Source organism: Brumimicrobium mesophilum, assembly GCF_003025005.1.
In the GTDB taxonomy this organism is placed as follows: Bacteria; Bacteroidota; Bacteroidia; order Flavobacteriales_D; family Crocinitomicaceae; genus Brumimicrobium; species Brumimicrobium mesophilum.
In genome coordinates, this window is sequence record NZ_PVSS01000016.1 from 33,002 (window position 1) to 55,022 (window position 22,021).

Here is a 22,021-nt window from a genome sequence, read left to right on the forward strand (position 1 = left end):
TTATTTATTTAATGTTACTTTTTGCTGAAGCTGGGCTTCCTACTATTATTTTATTTGACTCTTTAATATCTTTAACAAGGTTAGCCCCTAATCCAACTAAACTATTTTCAGCAATAGAAATGTTATTTTTAACGGCAGATTTTTGCCCTAAAAATATATTTTTTTCCATATTAACTGAGCTTCCTATGCAAACATGTGTTGCAGTAAAAACATGGTTCTTGATTACAGTGTCGTGTCCAATTGTCGTTTGGGCTAAAAATGTACAATGGTTACCAATTGATACATTCGAATGAATAGCGCAATTTACAAAAATAACATTACCAAAACCCATGTTAACACTTTTAGAAATAAAAGCGGAAGGGTGAATGAAGTTACCCCATTTCTCTGTTGGAATATTATAACTTTTTATAAGAGCCTCTCTTTCAGGCATCTTTAAAGGGTTGTTCATTTGAAATATAAATTTCACATCTTTATATTTTTTATATTTTTCATACAAAGAATTAGTTTTGCATAATATAGGAAAGCCATTTATTTCATCCCCAAAATCTTCGTCATCGAAAGCAAAACCTAAGAATTCTACTTTAGCGTTATGGTTATTTTGTGCATCCCAAATTCCTTCGGCAATATTGACTGCAGTTCCTTTACCTCCAATAATTATGTATTTAGTTCCTTCAATCATTTTTTTACCTTTGTAATTATTCTAAAATAACCTTAATAAATTTTGTGTAATTTGACATTACTTTCTCCAATTCCTTCCTTGTTTTAAACTTTAACACCAATGTGCCTATTGCTTCATTAGCACCAGTAAATGCATTAACTTTATCTCCTTCTTTTATCCAAAGGTCCACTTCTTGAATGTTATTTTTAAGGGAATTATCAATACTTAATTCTTTGAAAACTCCTATTTGATAACTATAGAGTATAATTTCAGCCCAATTTCCATTATAAATTGGGTGATTCACATCGATGATTTCTTCTCCCAAAGCCGCCTTTATAGAAAGTGATATAAGATCAGTTCCTGTAGACATTTTTAAAACTTCAGAAAGTCTGTTACCTCCACCTCTTGGGGATACTTCCATTATATATTGTTTTCCATTTGTGGCTTCTCTAACTTCAATATTATAGATGGAAGATTTCATGTTTAATAGGCTAATTAATCTTTGAAGTTCTAATTTTAAAAATGATTGACTTTCTTCAGCCATAGAAGAAGGCCAACTATATGCAGCGGGTGTATAAGGATTTGGTGAATTGGAATCAAACCGCTGATTAGAGAATGAGACATAACATAAATCACCGTTAATAGAAAAACAATCGGAGTCTGAAGAGAAGCTTTTTCCTTCTAAAAAGTCTTCAATAATAAATGTTTTTGTAGGTGAAAAAGAGAGTGCATTTTCAATTGCATCTATTAATTCATCCTGATTTTCCACTTTCTTGACACCTTTACTTCCTGCGGAATCTACTGGCTTTACAATTACTGGAAATTCAAAATAATCAAGGTTATTAATTGCATCTTTGGCATTTGTATAAGTTTGAGATTTAGGAACGTTAAAGTTATGATTTTCTAAAAACCGTCTAAACAAACCTTTGTTTTGAAGGATTTTTATTGATTCATACGGGCCAGCAGAAGGTAAATTGTATTTTTCGGAAACGTATGCAGCAGTTGTTACTCCAGGATCAACGGCAAAAGACATAATTCCATCTATTTTTAACTTTTGAGCCAAATGTAAAATAGCATCTTTATCTAGAATGCTAATATTATGGAACTCATCAGAATGAGAATGAGCAATGTTTTCAGGCAAGTTATCACAAGTGATTACATGAATTCCCATTTTTTGCGCTGATTTTATTACTGGAATAAGATATCTTAATCCTCCAAGTAACAATAGTTTTTTCATAATTAATTATTTTGGATTCTTAATATTAATCTACTTATTAATCCAACTTCCTCGAAAGTAAGGTCATAGAAAAGGGGGAGACATAAAACTCTTTTTGAAATGTCATCTGTAATCGGCATTCCAATGGACTTAGTATACGGTAGTACATTTGATAGAGCTGGATAAAAATATCTTCGCGTAAATATATCTTGTTTTTCTAGATTTTCTTTAATTTTTAACATTAAAGTTTCACTTTCAAATACAATAGGATAATAGGCATAATTTAAATTCGCACCATTTTGCCATTTAGGTTTAAATGCTTTAACGTTTTCTAATTTTTCATCATATAATTCTGTAAGTTCTCTTCTTTTTTTATGGATGGATTTTATATATTTCATATTAGCTAATCCCATAGCGGCATGGAATTCAGAGTTTTTACCATTAATTCCTAATTCGGCAAAAGACTCTGTTCCTGAAAAACCAAAATTCCTCATAAAGGCAATTTTTTTCAAAAGTTCAGGATCTTTTGTGATAATTAGTCCTCCTTCGGTTGAGTGATACAATTTTGTTGCATGCAAACTACAAATACTAATATCTCCATATTCAAATATTGATTTTCCATGAACCTGCACTCCAAAAGCATGAGCACCATCGTAAATCACTTTTAAATTATGTTTTGCAGCAATTTTTTCAATTTCTAAAACATCACAAGGATTCCCATAAACATGGGTTGCTAGAATTGCTGTTGTTCTATCAGTAATTGCAGCTTCTATTTTAGAAGCATCAATATTTAAAGAGTTTTCATCTATATCAACGAAAACTGGTGTGCAACCTTCCCAAACAATACTGCTAGTAGTAGCAACAAATGAAAAAGGAGTTGTGATAATTTCATCTTTTAATTCTAAAGCCTTAATTGCTATCTGCAAAGCTATGGTTCCATTTGTAACAAATAATAAGTGTTTTAGATTTAAATGATCTTTTAATTTCATTTCCAAATCGGAGGCTAACGGCCCCATGTTTGTCAACCATTGACGTTGCCAAACTCCCTGGAGGTATTCGTTATAATCTTCGAGAGGTGGAAGAAAGGGTTTGGTTATGGGTATCATAGTTTTCTGTTTTTTAAAGCTTCAAAAAAATAATTCCAAGATTTATTTTAATTCCAATAAAGGTAAGAATAATAATTTGTAACAATAATAAATAAGTTTTTCTAAGTTCGAATTTTTTATTGTTTTAAACAAAAAAAAATGGTTAGAAATATAGTTTTTACCTTCTATATTTTTAACCACTTTATTTAAACGGAATTTTGATTCTGTTATTTATACATTGGAAATGTCAGTAAATTAATTCCTAAAGAATTCTTTAATCGTTTCTACAACAGTTTCCAATTGTTCTCTTGTGATTCCAGCAGAGCTAGGAATACTTATACTATTCTCATAAACTGTTGAAGAAACATCTTTTTCATTAAAGTAGATATCATCCTTAAACATCGCCAATTGGTTCATAGGCATCCAAAATGGTCTTGATTGAACTCCGTTTTTATTTAGATATTCTAATAAATCACGCATGCGAGAAGTACTAAACGTAAATAGCCAACAGTTCGGATTTGTTCCTTCTGGAATTGCTTGGAATTTGATATCTCCAATACCTTCTAATTGTTCGCGGTAGAATGCATCCATTGCTTTCTTCGCTTCTAAAGTTTCATCGAAAGTTTCCATTTGCGCAACTCCAATTGCCGCCAATACATTTACCAAGCGATAATTGTAACCAATTTCGTCGTGGATGTAATCCATCGCACTCACTTTTGCTTGGGTTGTAAGGTGACGTGCTTGTTTAGCGATTTCTTCATCATTTGTAACAATCACACCACCTCCACCTGTGGAGATGATTTTATTCCCATTAAAACTGAAAACTCCGATTTCCCCAAAACTTCCTGAGTGTTTTCCATTATAAGTACTTCCTAATGCTTCAGTACTGTCTTCGATAATAGCTAAATGGTGTTTTTCGGCTATCTCTAGCATTCTATTCATATCACCAATATTACCAAGAACATGAACTGGCATTATAGCGCGAACTCTATTACCTGTAGACTTGTCAAAACTAAACGTACCATTATTGGAAGTTTTAATTTCTGTGTTTTCTTGAAGATATTTCTCCAATAAGTTGAGGTCCATTTGCCAATTATCAGCGTCCACATCAATTAGAATCGGTTGCGCTCCAGTATATTTTATTGCATTCAGGGTTGCAATAAATGTAATGTTTGGTGCTATTACATGGTCATTTTCATTTACTCCTAGAAGTATTTGTGCGATGTGAAGTCCTACTGTACCATTCATGCAAGCCACACCATATTTGGCACCTGCATAATTAGCCACCATTTCTTCGAATTGGTTAACATAACTACCAGCTGAAGAAATCCAACCAGTTTGTAAACAATCAAGGACGTATTTCGATTCGTTTCCTTCGATTTTTGGAATTGATAATGGGATCATTTTTAGTTTATTAGTTTAATATCTATTTATGCTGTTAATTAGCTGAGATCAGAGTAAAAGCTCAAATTTAGCCCTTTTTCATCTGTTAAAGAGGTCGAAATTAGCTATTTTTTGTGAATCTATTGAAAGGAATAGCATTGTTTACTTTTTGAATATTTTATAATACCATTTCTTGAGTACGGTTATATGATAGGCATTCATTAATTCTATGGAGTTTGAAGAAGGAAATGAAATTCTGTTTCTTTGACCATCTTTATATAGATAGTCTGCTGGGGCAGCAATAACATCTAATCCTTTATCCTTAAAAATTTCAATTGCTCTTGGCATATGAAGGGCACTAGTAACAAGGATTATTTTTTTATTTGTTCCAAAAGTGTCTTTAAAGGCGTTCGCTTCTTCAAGGGTTGTTGTTGGCGTTTCTAACATTTTTACCTGCTTCTCATTTACGCCAAGCGAGATGGCAGCTTCTTTACTAAGCCTAGCTAAACTCTTGTCTCCTTCAGCTGAGTATGCCGAAGTTACTAAAATTGAATTATTTAAATGTGTATAAACTCTTATTCCCTCAATTAATCGTTTTAAAGCTTCTGAACTAATATTCATTGTAGAGGGAAGCCTAGGATCTGTTGTGGAACCTGCTCCTAATACAAGTATATGATATACTTGTGAAGAATCAAGTTCACTAAATTCTATAGGGTTGTACTTGCTTTCAATGGAATTAATCAATATTTTGGGTAAGTAAGTTGTAGAAGAAAGTAAGAATAAAACTATACCAGTTATAAGATATGCTTTAAAATATTTAAATGGTTTTTTTCGGTACCATAATGCTATTGAACCCCAAGTTAGGAAATATAAACTTACGTCTGGAATACCCTTTAAAAAGTCAATCACTTGTTTTGATTTTATAATTTACTCACTCCTGAAACGGTCAAAGATGCTGGTTTTTTAGGTAAGTTTTTCAAGCTTCTAAAAACCAATTGAGAATCTTTATTTACGAGAGACCAAAAGGTCAAAAATAGAATTTTAAAATCTACTGTTATTGAGCAATTTTTATAATACCACTGCTCTAAAGCTCCTTTATAAGGGAAAATATACTTTCTGTAATATTCTTTCGGGTCTTTTCCTAAATCTCTGTATTTCGTAACCAGTAATTCTTCATCTCTAAAAATCAGTGAACCAATGCCAGTAATTCCAGGTCTGTTTTTATAAATTATAGATTGAACTTCTGGAGTATAATTTTGAAAACTTCTCAGTAATAAAGGTCTGGGTCCAACCAATGCCATATCACCTTTAATTACATTAAGAATTTGTGGTAATTCGTTGATTTTAGTCATTCTTAAAAACTTACCCACTTTGGTTATTCTGGGATCATTTCTAACTGTTAGGGTTTTGTTTCCAATGTTTGCACTGTCTTTTAACATCGTAGCAAACTTGTATATGAAAAAAGGCTTATTTTTGCGACCTAAACGTTCTTGTAAATAGAAAACCTCGCCTTCTCCATTAAATTTAAGAAGGACAATAATAACTAAAAATAAAGGTGAGATAACCAATAACCCTAATAAAGAGACTATGAAATCAAAAGATCTTTTGATGAAAGAATAGAAAATTGAATTCTTTTTGTTACTCATTTGTATGAAATTATTTTAACACTATAATTTTAAATTCGTCGCTAAATTAACACAATCGCAACAGCTGTGGCATAATCTTTAGCATGAGAAATACTTATTTTTATTGATTCACAATTTATACTTTCACTTTTAAAGTTCGCATAAGGAGCACCTGATGATTTATGCGCGATTGTTATATCCTTAATAAAAATCTCTTCAATTGAGAATGTTGCCTTAACTACTGCTTCCTTAGCACACCAAATACCAGTTAGAGTTTGAGATGGGTTGGCTTTGGAAATTGCATATTCCCACTCAGATGAATTGAACATTTTTTGAAGTAGTCTGTTTTTATGATCAAATAATTTTTTGAATCTTGATATATGTTCTATGTCGATGCCTATCATATATGTATTGAATAGTTCATATTATAAAAACGCTCTATCTATATTAAAATTAGAACTCAACAACCTTGGCAGGTGATCCAAAAACCGTTGTGTTTTTTTTAACTTTTCTGATAATTAGACTTCCCATTCCAATTGTTGAGGAATCTTCAGCAATTGCCCCTTGAATAAATTTGGAGTGAGCACCAACTAAAACCATTTCTTTAACTTCAGATTTTCCAGCAAAAAAGGAAAAAGAGTTGATTTGAGAGTATTTACCAATTCTAACATCGTGCCCCATAATTACAGAGCTTTGTATAAATGCGTAGTCCTCAATAATTGCATCACTAGCTATTACACAATAGGCCTTAATACCAATACCAGTTCCCAACTTAACACTTGGAGAAATTACAGTATTTGGATGGATTAGATTGATAAATTCGCCTCCTTTTTCAAGAATCATTTTAACGCATTTCTTTCTTATTTTGACGTTGCCAATACCACAGAAAAATACATCTCCTTTTTCTATTTTATAATCAGTTATCGTATTAATTATTGGAGCATAACCATCAAATTCAATCTTATCTTCTTTTTCGCTTATGAATCCTTTTAAATTAAAATCTTCATCATTACCGTAGCAATATTTAGCTAAATCGTAAATTTCTCTAGCAAAGGCACCACCACCTAATATTATCAAATTTCTCATCGTATTATTTGAAACTAATTTTGTTTTTTCTAATCAAGCCCCATTTTTGGCTTGAATTAAATTACTTAATAGAGTATCCTCCGTCAATAGTTAATAAACTACCTGTTGTCCAAGTGGAAGCATCTGACATTAAATATATTACTCCGTTTGCTATGTCTTCTGGTTTACCAAATCTACCCATTGGATAATTATTTAGATGCTCCTTTATAGAATCTTGATCTATTCCACTATTCTCTAAAATACTTGTTTGAATAAAACCGGGAAGGATTGCATTCACACGTATTTGTTTTGAAGACAATTCCAAAGCTAAAGACTTAGTGAATGAATTTACTGCTCCTTTTGAAGCAGAATATAATGAATTACCAAGGTTAACATAGTTTGAAGCTACTGAGGAAATAAAACAAATTGAAGCTCCTTTTTTTATCTTTTTTTTACGAAGTAATTTCTGAATTAGAACTACCGAAGAAGTAAAATTAACGTCAAAAACCTCTTGAATTTGTTCTTTTTTAATGAATGCTACGGGTACAGTTTTTACAATACCAGCATTTAAAACAATTCCATCCAATAGTGGTAATCTATCTACAAGCTTTTCAATATCTTCATTACTTTTTAGATCTGCAACTATGAACTGATTATTAGAATTTGTTTTAAGATCATTAAAAGTATCTTCTAATCTTTGACTGTTTCGTCCAGTAATTATCATATTAGCATCCATATTTGAACAACTAAAAGCTATTTCTTTTCCAATTCCAGCAGACGAACCAGTCACAAAAATGGATTTATCTTTAAGTGTAAAAGGATTTATACTCATTAAAATAGTCGTTTAATTTTATTTATAGATAATTCTATCTGGAAGTATAACCTCCATCAATAATATAGTTTTGGCCAGTTATCCATTTGGATGAATCTGACAATAGGAAAATACAAAGATTCGAAACGTCTTTAGGTTCTCCTAACCCCAAAGGAAAACCTTCCTGTCTTTTTAATTTCTCCTCATCATTTAGTGAATCAAGATATTTTACCATCATTGGAGTTAAGATAGTACCTGGAGAAATACAATTTACTGTAATGTTTTTTGGAGCCAGTTCAAGAGCCATAGATTTGGCACCAGCTAATAAAGCTCCTTTAGACGCAGCATAACTTACAACTCCTGGTCTACCTATAACAGCTGTAATTGAGGAAATAAATACAAAACTACTGTGGTCTGCGACATTTTTCTTTTTAGAAACAATTTTGGCTAATTCAAATCCGCTGATGACATTTAGTTTGTACATATCAGCATAATCAGACTCTTTTAATGCTCTAATAGGTAGGGTTTTCTCAATACCAGCAGCATGAACTAACCCGTTAATTTTACCAACTTTTTGAACAGCATCACTAATTATACTTGATAATTGATCTATATTATCTAATAAATCAAGACTATACTTTAGATGTTTATCCCTTGTGTTTTCCTTTGAATGTTTGTTTAATTCATCATAAACTTCCGAAAGCCTGTCGTTGTTTCTACCAAGAATTATAAGTGTAGCACCCATCTTGGCACATTCTATTGCACAATCTCTTCCTAAACCAGAAGACGCTCCTGTGATAACTATGTTTTTATTGATTAGGTTAAATCTGTCCATCTATATTTCTATTAAGTTAGAACATACGATTTTATCTGTTTCAAAGTAAACTGAAGCCCAAGAAAGGCCACTACCAAAACCACAAGCAATTAAATTCAACTTCTTTTCAGAGAGTTGAGTTCTAATTTTATGAACCATAGTTAAAGGAATGGATGCACATGAAGTGTTTCCAAAGCTTTCATATGAAGTAGGAACTCTATCTTCTTCGAATTTTACTTTTTTACTCACTTTATCTACAATCATTTTATTGGCTTGATGCAGAATTAGATAGTCGATATTTTCATTTTCTAATCCATTTTCCTTCATTAATTTTGCTATACTTTTTGGTATAGCAGAAATAGTAAAGGTAAATACTGCTGCTCCGTCCATTATGTATTGCAATTTATTTCTTACAATTCCCTCATCAATTTTTATTGTCTCTAAAGATTGAAGATTTGTTGGATTTCTAAAACCTCCATCAGGTATATGAATAGCTTCAAATTTAGATCCATCAGTTCCTGAATGAATCTTAAAGCCAACACCTCCTTGATCGAATTCAATTGCTGTTGCTGAACCTGCATCTCCGAAAAGTGGATAAGTAGATCTGTCCGTTTTTGATTTCGTTTTAGTTGTTGTTTCACCTACCAGCAATAGTGCTTTCTTGAAATTACCAGTTGAAACTAGGGAACCCATTATTGATAATCCATAAGTCCAAGCAGAACAACCTAGAGAGATGTCAAAAGCATGACATTCTTTAGACAAACCTAACCTGTGTTGTAATACACATGATGTGGCCGGAACGACATAATCAGGTGTTTGGGTAATAAATATTAAACAATCTATTTCCTCTTTATTCCAATTTAAATTAGCAATTAAATCTTCGGCAGCGTGGAAACAAAGGTCAGCACTTGTGATTTCACTTGATGATACTCTTTTTTCAATTATTCCAGTACTTTTTATGAATTTTTCTGCATCTTCTCTATTCGTAAAGGCTATAGATTCAATATTTTTTTCAATATTCTTAGGCACACATGCCGTGATACCAGAAATTTTAACGTTTGGAATTGTTTGAAAAGCCATAACTGCTTGTATTTAATTTTTGAAAATTACTTAGATAAACGTGCTTTTACTTCATCTAATAGTTCACCAACTGTCTCGATCTTTTTGAATTCATCAGTATCAATGATAATTTCATATTCTTCGTCTAGCATGGCAATTGTTGATAAAAAAGCTAAAGAATCCCACTCTTCATATTCTCTAAACTTATCGCTTAAGTTCATTTCTTGCTCTTCCTTTTCTAATACTTCCTTGAATAATTCAATAAATTTTGATTCCATATTTTTGTTTTTATGTTGTTGTTTTAAATCATAATCACTTTCGGGCACACTATGTCAGTGGTTTCAAAATAAATTGAACCCCATGATAGTCCTACACCAAAAGCGCATGTCATTATCTTTAATTTTTCATTTTTGACTTGTTCAGATAACCTTGATACAATTGTTAAAGGTATTGATGAACAAGATGTATTTCCATACTCGTTTAATGAATAAGGAACTTTTTCGCTAGGAATTTTAAGTTTTCTTACAATTTTTTCCAGCATAAATTTATTCGCTTGGTGAAATACAAACTGGTCAACTTCATCCAAGTTAATATTATATTCCTTCGCTAAACCCATTACACTTCTAGGAGCTTTGGTAATTCCAAAAGTAAAAACTGCAGCGCCATCCATAAATGTTTGAAGTCTGTTTCTTTTATTACCATCTTCATCTACAGAGTAGGTTTCAGAATCTTTAGAATAAAAATTTCTAAAACCGCCATCTGGAATAATTATGGCTTCATGGCCTTTTCCATCCGTAGAAGTATGCACCTTAATTCCATCGGCTCCATTAACATATTCAATGGCTGTGGCAGTACCTGCATCTCCAAATAAAGGATACGAACTTTTATCGTAAGGAGACTTAGTCATCGTTGAAGTATCTCCAACTAATAAAATCCCTTTTTTAAAACCACCATTTTGAATTAATCCAGCAATGGTTGCCATTCCATGAATCCATCCTGAACATCCCAATGAGATATCAAGTGTGAAACAATCATTTGAAAGGCCTAATTTATTTTGTAATATGCATGATGTTGCTGGGAAAATATAATCTCCTGTTTGAGAGACAAATATAAGACAGTCAATTTCTGATTTATCCCAATTTAATTCTTCAATTAACTTTTCAGCGGAAGCCAGGCACATATCAGAAGTTCTAATGGAAGTTCCAGTTACAGTATGACGTTGCTTTATTCCAGTCGATTTTATAAAATTCTTAATTTGATCAGGATTACCTAAAAGTTCAAGATTTTCATTAGACTCTATGTTTTTAGGTACACAGGCTGCAAAACCTTGTATTTTTATATTTTTGAAGTGTTGAAAGGCCATTCGAAATAATTATAAATCAAAAGTAATAAAAAAGTCGTAATATTAGTAAGAATCAACGAACTGATTAAACAATGTCAACAATTTGATTTTCTGTAACGTAGATTTGGAGATAATCCAAGATTATTTTTAGTAATATCAAAAATATTTAGTTCTTATAAACATGGTCCAATTGTTCCCAAATGGTTTCTCTGTTAAAGTTTTTGGCCCAAATTGGTCCATTTTGACTATAAGTTATTCTTTGATTTTCGTTATTAAGCATGCTTTCCATGGCTTCTTGAAGCTTAACTTCATCTTTAACAGGGATTAGAATGCCATTATATCCGTTTGAAACAGCATCAACTGTTCCGGTTCCTGTGGTTGAAATTACTGGTACCCCCATAGCAGAAGCCTGAACCAAAACATTTCCGAATCCTTCCCACCAAGCTGGAAGAACAAATACATCCATAATCATCATGAATGGGGGAACTTCATCCTGGAGAATTCTACCGTAATTAATTATTCCTGGATGATTATTGATTTTATCAACTAACGTTTTGTCTTTAATTTGTGTCATTTCGAATGGACCAACTATAAATAATTTGGTCTTCGGATTTGAGTTGTAAATTTTAGAAAATACCTCGTACAATTCATTGATTCCTTTCCTGTCAACTATTCTTCCTAAGAATCCAAAAACAAAAGCGTCTTCTAAATTATATTCTTTGATAAGACTGTCCTTAACATCTTGATATTTTTTAATATCAGGGTTAAATAAATCAAGGTTCACGCCATTACTACTTCCTTTATGTGTAATAATCGTTTTCTCTTTTTTGAATATGTTGTTTTTTAATCCTAATTCTAATACGGAATTACTTATACAAATCACTTTATGGGCTAGGGAAGAGGTTATCTTCTCCATACTTATCAGGATTCTTCTTTTTACACCAGTTTCATGTTCAAATCTAAATCCTCTACATGTATAAATTCTCTTTTTGACACCAACCATTGCACCTGCTATCATTCCTAGCAATGAAACCTTCGGAGTTCCAAAATTGATAATATCCGGTTGAACTTCTTTGAAAATCTTCCTAATTTGTAATAATGTTTTAAAATCTTTGATAGGTGAAATTTCTCTTTCAATATTTATAATCAAGTGTTCGCAACCTTCGTTTTTACAAAATGCTGCAGATCGATCACTTAATGGTCCCATTACATAGGTTTTGTAACCTAATGATTTAAAATGCTTTAATTGGCCTAGCAATAAATTTACAGAACCCTCGGCCGTTATTCCAATGATTAGTTTTTTCATAATGAGTGTTTGTCTTTTTTAAATTTAATACCAAAGTGATTTGCAGTATTTTTAATTTGCAAATCTTTTCCCCCTTTGAACGTATTAGAACTAACTAGTGAATTTTGATGAGTTGATTTAACGGTAACTGGATCTCTATTGTATTTGTTAAAAACAGAAACCTTTATCCCCAATCGAATTAGGTTTATTTTCCACCATACATCATCTGAATTTGGAGACAAATCTAAAATCAGTGATTTGTCAAATAGTATATCATCTAATATTTCTTTTGTTGGTATTAATGTACCGTTTCCACTAGTGTGAAGCAGATTTAAGCCGGGTTCATTAGTTTGGTAATTATGGGTCCAATTTCTATAAGGTAATAATTCTGCATCTTTAAACTTCATTTTATGAACACGTGATGCAGTTATATACTTCGGATGCTTTTTGGAGTGTTCAATGAGGTGCTTAACAATATCCTTATGATAATAAAGATCATCGTCAAACATAATTACTTTGTTTTTTGGATTGTTGGATAAACTGTAATAATACTTTTTATGAGATCTGAGGTCTTCACAAAACTTGATTTCTAATCCTCGATCAGTTAATTTCACTAGGTTTTCCGGGAGATCACTTGTTTTATTAGGGAATTGTTCTTCTGCTAACCATAAAATTATTCTATCTGGTTTAACACTTTGGCGAAGTAAGCATTCAATGCTAATGAAAGTGTATTTTATTCTGGCAGGGAAGCTTGTTAAACTAGCAATTACCTTTTCATTTTCTGGTTTTCCTGAGTTTTCATTCAGACTTGGCTTACTACCTTTCTTATTCAGAAAAATGGGATACCACCAGTCTAAATATAATTTAATTACTTTGGCTATTCCTCTAATAAATGCTTTATAAATTAGAAATCTATTTTCTAACTTGGGCAACGAGTAGTAAAAACTTAATAGAACATTCATAAGTTAGGGTGCAATTAAATCTGCAAATTTTTGGCAAATGATATCATTATCTAGTGTATCATTTATTTTTAAAGCTGAATTACCAATTTTAGTTCTTACTTCTTTCGAATCTATTAACTTTTGAATACAAAATTCAAGATTGTTTTTAGAATTTTCTTCAGCAACTAAGAAGTCTTCATTTGGAATTCCCAAATCCTCAAAAGGAATTGTATCAAAACAAATTGAAGGTAAGCCTGCGGACATTGCCTCGCATAATGCATTTGGAAACCCTTCCAGTACAGAAGGTAGAACGTAAATACTTGCTTCCGATAAATGAAAATCTACATTATTTACTCTTCCAAGAAATTCTACTTCATCTGCAATTTTCAAATCTATAGCAAGTTGTTGCATTTTGGCTAGCAATGGTCCATCCCCACACATCCTTAGTTTAAATCCTTGGCGATTTTCTAATTTCGCAAAAGATTTAATTAATCTATCTGGGGCTTTTTCCCATGCGAATCTTCCAACGTATAAAACAATATTCTTTTTTCCAATATCCTGAACCTGCACTTTCCTGGCTGGATTTGGAATTGTTTTTATGTTCAATTTTTTTCCAAATTTCTCTTCATTCCATTTCGCTGCTCTTGTTGTTTGAGCAATAAATGTAGTGGAAAGGGGATAGGTGTTCTTTTTTAAGATCTTCACATAAGATTTAAACTTATAATCTGGACTTGTCCTATCTGAAATATGAATTTTCTTTTTCAACCTAAGACCCGCAATTAATACCAAAGGATTGAATGTATCGCCAAACGATATTATATTTTCAGCACTGTGTTTTTTAAATTCTTTTCGTAAAAATTTGATGATATATAAATAGTGTGAAACTATATTTCCTCCCTTACCAGGATGTTTTTTACTGGGAACTATGACTTCGACTCTTTTATCCAAATCATAAAAGACCTCTTCATTTTTGCATGAGATGAAAGTAACCTGAAAATCATTTTCAGCAAACCAATTGGCAATGTTAGTAAGTGCTCTTTGTATACCACCTATTCCTAACTTGGGTGAAACAAGTATAATGTTTTTCAAAAAAAAGTTTTTTTTACTGTTAATTTTTTAAGTTACTTATTGATTGGCATTATAAAAATCCGAAATGGTTGGACTATCCATAAATTCAATTTCAGGCCATTTTTTAAGCATTTTAGTCAATAGAAGCTTAAGGTCCTCTAGATTTTTATTTCTTTGATTAATGTCTAATCTTCCACAGAAATTTATTCTATGTGTACCAATTATTGCTGGTTTCCCCCATTTGAAAGCAATTGCTATACTTTCCATACATTTTTCAACCCAATCAATGTTTGCATTAATGCTAGGTTCGAATAAACTATTACGAACAAAATAAAGTTGTCCTAATTTATTCTTTTGTCCTGAATAAGGATATCTCTTTTTGAACGCCGCTCCAGGTGATGGAATGTTTTGTTGGTAAGAACTCTGTAGACCTTGAACATTTTCTGCAAGGAAAGTTTTTTCCACATGTTCATCCCAAACATAACATGGCGCTACAGTTGTCTTTGATTTGATTCCAAATATTTCTTCAAACTGCTTGAGTCCCTCTCTTATGCTCCTTTTTACATAATCGAGTTCAGAATCGTTTTCATAATCATAGGCAGCCATTAAATTTCCTCTTCTATTTTGAGCGCTTTTTTCGTCAATAGAAAAACATCCTCTTTCGAATGCAAAATGATAGCGTTGATCACCGGCTTTAAGAAAATCCATCCATCGCACAACATTTAGGTGTTCTTTGCCATGAAACTGAGGAGTAATTAAATTCTGATTAATTCCACTTTTCAATGTTTCAAAAGCATTTTCACTTCCTGGGTAACTTAGATATGTTTTGTAAAAAGGTTCACTATGGTACTCTTCAAAATTAGTTTCTTTTATTGTATTGAAGTCCGGGTTATTTAAAATGATATTGGCCGTAATTACAGGATTATTTCCATTTTTGTCTTTAAAACTTTTAAGAACATCAAACAGAGATGTGAAATCATCAGATGTCTCTAAAGTATCGAATTTTGAAAAGGCATCTTTAGATCTTATCAATCCCTCTTCTAATAATTCTTGCTTTATAGTATCGTTTGGTATTCTGATGGATCCCCAATCATCGGATTCAAAGACAACAATTTTTTTATTGATTCTACTACCACGAAGATTAATGAGGTGTTTCTTTACAGTTTGTTTCATTATCCTTTTCGGTTACTTATCTTCAAGTAATGTTTTTGCCAATTGTTCACTATTCATAAATTCAACTTCTGGCCATTTTTTAATTATTGTGGTCAACATGTTGTTTAAATCATTTAATGTTCTATCTCTCAAATCAGTTGTAATTCTGCTTGTGTAATTAATTCTATGGCTATTAATAACAGCAGGTTTTCCCCAACGAAAGGCAATTTCAATCTCTTTTAAACATTTGTCTACATAATCTGAGTTTTTGCTTCTACCTGGTTCAAAAGTACAGTTACGTCTCCAAAATACTATCCCATTTTTAGTTTTATCTCCCCATAAATGATTCTTTTTCTTGAGTTTCATGTCTTCTGGGTAAAACTGCTGACCAGCTTGAATTGCTAATACTCCATTGTTCTTCAATACATCAAAAAGATGATTTCCGTAAACTGATTGCGAAGGACAAAATGATATAGAATTGAATCCAAAAATTTCTTTAAATTCTTTTAATCCTTCGGCAGTTCTTTTTTCAATTAACTTTTTGTCACTTTCATTATGATATTCGAAAGCAGCGAGGAAATTTTTCTCTCTCGTAAAATTATCAACTCCAAATACAGAGTCGTGGTTAAATCCAACATGTTCTAAATCATTCGAATCTTTCACTCTTTTGAAATATCTTTCAGGAAATAGATGTTCTTTACCATGAAATTGGGGATACAATAAATTGTTTTTTATTCCCTCTTCCTTCCAAAAACTCAATAGATCAGTTTCATCATATCGATCATAAGTTTCTTTAATTGTTTCAGAATGATAATTGTCGGTCTCTCTTATTTTCTTAAAATCTGGGTTTGATGTTAAAGATAATGCCGTAACAACAGGTGGTTTACCTTTAGAATCCTTGTGTTTAGTTAGCATTTCAAATAAGCTTTCTAAATCTCTTTTTCGTTCTAAACCATCATAAACCAGATATCTATGTTTGGTAATTTGTGGATATTTTTCATGTAATTCATTGTATACACTCTGATCCGCCATTCTAACACTTCCCCAATCATCTGATTCTATAACTACTATTTTTCTTTTGGTTGACCAACCGCGGAAGTTTATATAGTTTTTTGCTGTTTTTTCTTTTAACGAGAGCATGATTGATACTTTTTAAAATTTGGAATATGAGATGATAAAATTATGAATAATATTCACGATTGACTTTATTCTGATTCTTTAATTATGAAAATTAAAACAATTTTTGTCCTTAATAAATAATATTTCTTTTTCGATTTACTGTGATCCTTTTATGTTTTAGTTTAAAGTTTTACAATCCTTTTTATTTAGTTTAAAAGGCTAAAAACCAACTTTTATAAATTTATAGGTCCTGAATATTGTGTTTAATTTATCTATCTATTAATGTGTTGTTTAGAATACTGTATGCTTCAGAAGCGATCATTCTGGAGTACAGTTGAGCTCCTTGTTTGTTTAGATGAAGCTCATCATTAAACATTGATTTATCACTTAAGAATCTTTGATCTTGCAGATGATTTAATACTTGAATATCATTTTTTTTAGCAAGTTCTATTAAAGGCTTGTACAAATTTTCTGGGGTGATCTTAAAATATGGAGACACTGTGAAAACAAATTTAATGTTATTTGTTTTGGCTTTATCAATAAACTTTTGAAGGGTTTCTATTTTTTTTTCGTCCACAGCCAACTTTTCGGCATCTAAAGAATCAATAGTTTTATTCCAATTTCCTGTAAGAACTCTAAATCCTTGTTTGTTATCGCGACCTTGAATTAAATTTCCTGTTAAAATCTTAAAGCTTTTGGAGCTATATTTATATAAATTAGAATTTAATTTAAAAACCTCCTTTTCTCCAGTTAACGATAAAAGTGAGTCAAATTCTGGTGAAACTGAATGGTAAAATGGAGCATGTTCTTTCAGTGCATCTACGCCAAAGATTCCTTCCCCAACATAAATATCCCTGTAATCAATATCTAGGAAAATAACTTTTGGCGTATATCTTTCTAATGTACTGAGTAAAACGCCATAGTGATAATAAATACCTGTTCCTTCTCTCCCACAATTATATGTTGAAATTCCTAAAGTGTCTTTTAATATTGCAGGTATATAATGATAGGCAGCCCTAGAAGATCCAAAAATCAATAATTCTTGGCTGGTTTTATTCATAATATAGTTTTCTTGAAATGCAACTCCTGATTTAGCCGTTTTATATAATTTTCCAAAAACTATACCTGAAGCATAATCAACGCAAAAGACTATTGCAATAAATAGAAAAACCTTATACAGAAATTTTTTGTTTAGTTTTTTCATATCTAAAATTGGAAGTAAATAAACTTATCTGAGTCGAAAACGCCCAACAAAATAATTATACAAAGCAATAATGCCATGGAGAATACTCTAACATATAAATTCTTATTGTTGAGTAATTCAAACTTTTTGGGATAGAATTCATCCGTAAATTCTTTGAAAAACAAAATCATCATAGATACTGCTGCAATAAAGAATATATCCCATTTAATAAATAATTGAGAACCAAAATCAGTAAATATTCTAGTGATAATTTCCCAAGCTTCAGTTAAACTACTAGCTCTAAAAAATATCCAAGCTAAATCAACAAGAATAAAAGTAATTACGATATTGATTAAAACATTAAAGGATAATTTGTTCTTTTCTTTCTTTCTACCTAAACCCAATGCTTTCTCAATAACGATATATAGGCCGTGTAAAGCACCCCAAATTATAAAAGTGAAATTTGCGCCATGCCAGATACCGCTTACAAAAAAAGTTAGAAATAAATTGAAATAAGTTCTCGCTTTTGATTTTCTATTTCCTCCTAATGGGATATATAAATAATCCTTGAACCAAGTTGATAATGAAATATGCCACCTACTCCAAAATGTGGTAATGCTTGTTGCATAATAAGGTCGTCTAAAATTGGTCATGAGTGTAAAACTCATCATCTTCGAAACACCAATAGCTATCAATGAATACCCTGCAAAATCTCCATAAATTTGAAAAGCAAAAAGAAATGAAGCCAAGGCATGAGTAGTTCCACCGTGATTTTCTACATTATTAAAAGCGGCATCTACATACATACCTAAATTGTCTGCTAATACAATTTTTAGAAAAAAGCCCCATAAAACCATTTTAAAACCTGCTGATAGATTTGCAGCAGTAAGTTTTTTCTCTTCCCTAAATTGAGGTAATAGATTTCCTGAGCGCTCAATTGGACCAGCAACTAATTGAGGGAAAAATGTAACAAACATTGCGTAGATACCAATGTGTTTTTCAGACTTTATATCTTTTCGGTATACATCTATTGTGTATCCAACTGCTTGGAAAGTGTAAAATGAAATCCCCACTGGTAGAAGTATATCTAGGTTCGGAACTTCCCATCTCATATTAAAATACTCTAGAGTGGAAAAAACTGTTTCATTAATGAAATTATAATACTTGAATATAAACAGGATTCCGAAATTTGCAAGAATACTAATGGTTAGGTAGGTTTTACGCCTGAGGACATTGTTCGTCTTATCAAGTAAATAACCGCACGTCCATGTACTTAAAATCGAGAAACTTATTAATAACGCATAAACTGGCTCCCAATTCATGTAGAAAAAGTAACTAGCTATTAACAAAAATATCCATCTAAATCGATGTGGCAGCAAAAAATAAATCAGCACCACCGTCGGAAAGAAGATTAAGAAAATTAATGAGTTAAAAAGCATTTATATGATTTGTTTTAGGTGATATATGATGGCATATAAGAAAAAAGTGTATAAATCTTGTATTATGTATTTGCTAAAATGTGAATAAATAATCTTTTTTTTGTGATAAAGGTTATTTTTAACATTGCGAAAAGTTATTTCTAATTTAACTTCTGATCATTCTTGATTGAATTTTTATAGTAATAATGTTATTAGGTTTTATTCCTATGTCAAATGGTAAGGTTACTAAAAAAGTTCGATATCTGCTATTTCTATAGCATTATTCGATTCTATTAGCAAATTCCACTTTTATTTCTACATAAATTAAACAGTCAAGATAAGATTATTGAAATTCAAAGATTCATAAATTTGTATTATCTTAAAAAATAATCAATAAAATATTATATCAATTCGTCAATATTACCTCATTTTAAAATATAGACTTAAGTACTTCAATTAGAGTGGTATCTATAATGAACCAGTTCGTAAAAGGAGAACCAATGAAAAGGAATATTCCAAAATGTTCTATTCCTTCACGAATTCTTAGAATAATGACTAAAAGGGTCGAAAGCTTAAGGAAGGATCTCAATATTGGATGCATCCAAATGTTTTTATTTAAAAAGAATAGAAAAGCTGTCAATAAAATCAAATTTGATAAAATTAGGAATCTTCCTCCAGAAGGAACAACCTGTACCAAGTTGCTAAAGGACATAAAAATCAAGGCCATGTGAAAGAACTCATTCATAAACCTATCCTTAATTTTGTTTTTATAAATAGTATAGAAATAAATTAGAGATGCTACCCCGAATATACTCCATTTCAATGCAAGTGCGGCAGTCTTATAGAAAAATGATTTCGCCTCAGCCTTCATATTAATTACATCCACATATTCGTCACTTAGATATCCTTCTCTAGATTGCATAAACCCTGGTAGAAGTAAAAAATATTTTTTAAATATATCTAGATTTAATTCTCCCAGGAAAAATGTAACCACATACAATGCCATAAGTACAGACATATTCTTGTAAGGAATAAATCTGTAAGCTAAATATATAGCGAAGGGCATAAACATTGAGAAATGTATTAACATAGGCAAGGCCAAATAAACCCATGAAGCCTTAGATTTATCTAAATGTAATGAAACCATTCCATAGAAGAATGCGGCAACAGCAGTCCACATTCGAACACCATTAATACTCCAAAGTGGATTCATAAGGGCCAGAAGGATGAATACCAATAATGCAAGCCCTTTTAGTTTAATATTTAAATGACTCCGAACTATTATTAGAGATTTGAATAGAAAAAAACCAAATACTAGTGAATAAACTCCAAATAGTACCTTTGAATTACCGGTAAATTGGCTAACCAACCAGGTCACTAATGGTTGGTAAATATCAATTGTTGTACTTCCAGCCGAATAGAAACCTTCAAAAAGCTCTACGAGTGTAACATTTTTTATTCTATATTCCTCTAATTCTAAAGCATAGGCTTGTGAATCTCCACCAGCTGTAGAAACAATGAACGAAATTCCGAAAAATATCGATAACAGTAAGTAAGGGAATATATTTGTGTTTTGCTTGAAATTTTTAAATAAATATATAGCGCTAATCATTGGGTTTACCAACCACATTAAAAGAAAAGACTTCTTATCAAATTTAGCCATGCTAAGAAAATTTTAAAAATTGGGTTACCACATTTTCAATACGGTAGCGATTAGGTTCGTTTATCTGGACCTTATTATTATAATTTCCATCTAAAAACTGTAATACTGTGTCTTTATCGAGATTTCCAGTTTGAATTTCTAAGATAGGTTTATCTATTATTGCGTAATCAATCAATTTACTAGGCGTTTGTGCAGTACCAAAATTAGCTAAACTAACTACGAATTGAAATTCAGAAAGAGTGTTTAATAATTCAATTCTAGAGGTAGGTTTATGTAGAACAATTCTTGAGTCTTTTTTAGCAAATGATTCTACAAATTTACTATGTCTGGTAAAGATATGAAATTCAAATAATACTGATTTATCCAAATTAGTTAATAACTCTAAAAGTTCTTTAGGATCTCTTCTATTGAGGGCAAAAGAACCACCATATCCAAAACGAATTATTCCATCATTTATTGTAGCTTTCTTGTCAATATCTTCAAACCGGAATCCTTGAGGAATTACTTTTATTTTAGAATGAAATTCAGGAAAATAACCTCTGTAAGACGTTTCAGTTGGTACGGTGATGAAATCTACTTTTCTCATAAACCATTTTTCTATCCATTTAAAATAGAATGGAGGTTGATAAGTATCATTTTCTTGAATACAATATGGATCTCCGCAATCTGCGAGCCAAACGGGTGCTATGTTTTTTGATTTATCGTTTTTCCAGACAGCTGCAACTCCCCAATGAATAGGATAGGGAACAGCAATTGAAATGAGCAGGTCATAATTGTTTTTTTCTTCTTTTAATTTCCTTTTCACTTTAAAGTAATGCTCAATCTTAGGGAATTCAAAAAATAATGGAAGTAAACGGTTAACACCTTTATTGAATAATGCACCTATCTTACCAAGTCTTTTTAGATTAGGTATTTTCCAAGTTAATTTTCCTAGACTTATATAATCAATTTTATATTCATTGAGAAATGGTTGAATGTTCTCCTTATGAGGTACCATTATTGTTACCTTATGGCCTTGACGAGAAAATTCCTTTGCTAATTCTGTTGCCCGGAAAGATCTTGGGCTTTGAACTGGATAGAATCCACTAGCTATAATTAAAATATTCTTTTTATTCATTGGTTGTTAAATTTTCT

General features: G+C 31.3%; 22 protein-coding genes. All 22 read right to left on the reverse strand.

The genetic code is table 11. The features are described 5' to 3' along the window. Positions 1–4: 4 nt before the first annotated feature. The 22 genes from C6368_RS15035 to C6368_RS15140 all read right to left on the reverse strand — a co-directional run bounded on the left by C6368_RS15035 (position 5) and on the right by C6368_RS15140 (position 22,004). The gene (locus C6368_RS15035; RefSeq protein WP_107040050.1) at positions 5–679 is read right to left on the reverse strand and encodes an LbetaH domain-containing protein; all 675 of its coding nucleotides are present in this window, start codon (positions 677–679) and stop codon (positions 5–7) included. Between the two features lie 16 nt (positions 680–695). Next, complete coding sequence (locus tag C6368_RS15040) at positions 696–1,895, reverse strand: ATP-grasp domain-containing protein (RefSeq protein ID WP_107040051.1); 1,200 nt, start codon at positions 1,893–1,895, stop codon at positions 696–698. Between the two features lie 2 nt (positions 1,896–1,897). Further along, a complete protein-coding gene (locus C6368_RS15045; RefSeq protein WP_107040052.1) occupies positions 1,898–2,980 on the reverse strand; it encodes a DegT/DnrJ/EryC1/StrS family aminotransferase in 1,083 nt (360 codons plus the stop codon). A gap of 234 nt (positions 2,981–3,214) precedes the next feature. Further along, complete coding sequence (locus tag C6368_RS15050; RefSeq protein WP_107040053.1) at positions 3,215–4,363, reverse strand: LegC family aminotransferase; 1,149 nt, start codon at positions 4,361–4,363, stop codon at positions 3,215–3,217. A gap of 141 nt (positions 4,364–4,504) precedes the next feature. Continuing rightward, positions 4,505–5,251 (reverse strand): YdcF family protein, encoded by a 747-nt coding sequence (locus C6368_RS15055; protein WP_159038628.1) that lies wholly within the window; start codon positions 5,249–5,251, stop codon positions 4,505–4,507. 11 nt (positions 5,252–5,262) lie between these two features. Further along, positions 5,263–5,988, reverse strand: a complete 726-nt coding sequence (locus tag C6368_RS15060) for a sugar transferase (protein WP_107040055.1) — start codon at positions 5,986–5,988, stop codon at positions 5,263–5,265. A 41-nt stretch (positions 5,989–6,029) separates the two neighbouring features. Further along, positions 6,030–6,371 carry a holo-ACP synthase gene (locus C6368_RS15065; RefSeq protein WP_107040056.1) on the reverse strand — a complete coding sequence of 114 codons (342 nt, stop codon included), beginning with the start codon at positions 6,369–6,371 and terminating at the stop codon, positions 6,030–6,032. A 49-nt stretch (positions 6,372–6,420) separates the two neighbouring features. After that, positions 6,421–7,044 (reverse strand): PglD-related sugar-binding protein, encoded by a 624-nt coding sequence (locus C6368_RS15070; RefSeq protein ID WP_159038629.1) that lies wholly within the window; start codon positions 7,042–7,044, stop codon positions 6,421–6,423. A 70-nt stretch (positions 7,045–7,114) separates the two neighbouring features. Then, on the reverse strand, positions 7,115–7,864 hold the full coding sequence (locus tag C6368_RS15075; RefSeq protein ID WP_107040058.1) for an SDR family NAD(P)-dependent oxidoreductase: 750 nt from the start codon (positions 7,862–7,864) through the stop codon (positions 7,115–7,117). A gap of 34 nt (positions 7,865–7,898) precedes the next feature. Next, entirely contained in the window at positions 7,899–8,678 is a 780-nt protein-coding gene (locus C6368_RS15080; RefSeq protein ID WP_107040059.1) for an SDR family NAD(P)-dependent oxidoreductase, read from the reverse strand. After that, the gene (locus C6368_RS15085; protein ID WP_107040060.1) at positions 8,679–9,737 is read right to left on the reverse strand and encodes a 3-oxoacyl-ACP synthase III family protein; all 1,059 of its coding nucleotides are present in this window, start codon (positions 9,735–9,737) and stop codon (positions 8,679–8,681) included. It abuts the gene before it with no gap. 26 nt (positions 9,738–9,763) lie between these two features. Beyond that, positions 9,764–9,994: an acyl carrier protein gene (locus C6368_RS15090; RefSeq protein WP_107040104.1), complete on the reverse strand. Its 231-nt coding sequence runs from the start codon at positions 9,992–9,994 to the stop codon at positions 9,764–9,766. A 23-nt stretch (positions 9,995–10,017) separates the two neighbouring features. Beyond that, the gene (locus C6368_RS15095; protein WP_107040061.1) at positions 10,018–11,079 is read right to left on the reverse strand and encodes a ketoacyl-ACP synthase III; all 1,062 of its coding nucleotides are present in this window, start codon (positions 11,077–11,079) and stop codon (positions 10,018–10,020) included. Between the two features lie 145 nt (positions 11,080–11,224). Further along, positions 11,225–12,364, reverse strand: a complete 1,140-nt coding sequence (locus C6368_RS15100; RefSeq protein WP_107040062.1) for a glycosyltransferase family 4 protein — start codon at positions 12,362–12,364, stop codon at positions 11,225–11,227. Continuing rightward, entirely contained in the window at positions 12,361–13,305 is a 945-nt protein-coding gene (locus C6368_RS15105; protein WP_107040063.1) for a hypothetical protein, read from the reverse strand. The genes C6368_RS15100 and C6368_RS15105 overlap by 4 nt, the downstream gene beginning before the upstream one ends. Positions 13,306–13,308: 3 nt before the next feature. Next, positions 13,309–14,373 carry a glycosyltransferase gene (locus C6368_RS15110; RefSeq protein ID WP_159038630.1) on the reverse strand — a complete coding sequence of 355 codons (1,065 nt, stop codon included), beginning with the start codon at positions 14,371–14,373 and terminating at the stop codon, positions 13,309–13,311. A gap of 36 nt (positions 14,374–14,409) precedes the next feature. After that, complete coding sequence (locus tag C6368_RS15115; RefSeq protein WP_107040065.1) at positions 14,410–15,525, reverse strand: hypothetical protein; 1,116 nt, start codon at positions 15,523–15,525, stop codon at positions 14,410–14,412. A gap of 12 nt (positions 15,526–15,537) precedes the next feature. After that, entirely contained in the window at positions 15,538–16,644 is a 1,107-nt protein-coding gene (locus tag C6368_RS15120; RefSeq protein WP_107040066.1) for a hypothetical protein, read from the reverse strand. 247 nt (positions 16,645–16,891) lie between these two features. Continuing rightward, positions 16,892–17,827: a hypothetical protein gene (locus tag C6368_RS15125; RefSeq protein ID WP_107040067.1), complete on the reverse strand. Its 936-nt coding sequence runs from the start codon at positions 17,825–17,827 to the stop codon at positions 16,892–16,894. A 2-nt stretch (positions 17,828–17,829) separates the two neighbouring features. Next, positions 17,830–18,918: an MBOAT family O-acyltransferase gene (locus tag C6368_RS15130; RefSeq protein ID WP_199851657.1), complete on the reverse strand. Its 1,089-nt coding sequence runs from the start codon at positions 18,916–18,918 to the stop codon at positions 17,830–17,832. Between the two features lie 736 nt (positions 18,919–19,654). Next, positions 19,655–20,887: an EpsG family protein gene (locus C6368_RS15135; RefSeq protein ID WP_107040069.1), complete on the reverse strand. Its 1,233-nt coding sequence runs from the start codon at positions 20,885–20,887 to the stop codon at positions 19,655–19,657. 1 nt (position 20,888) lies between these two features. After that, positions 20,889–22,004, reverse strand: a complete 1,116-nt coding sequence (locus C6368_RS15140; RefSeq protein WP_107040070.1) for a glycosyltransferase — start codon at positions 22,002–22,004, stop codon at positions 20,889–20,891. Positions 22,005–22,021 lie beyond the last annotated feature (17 nt).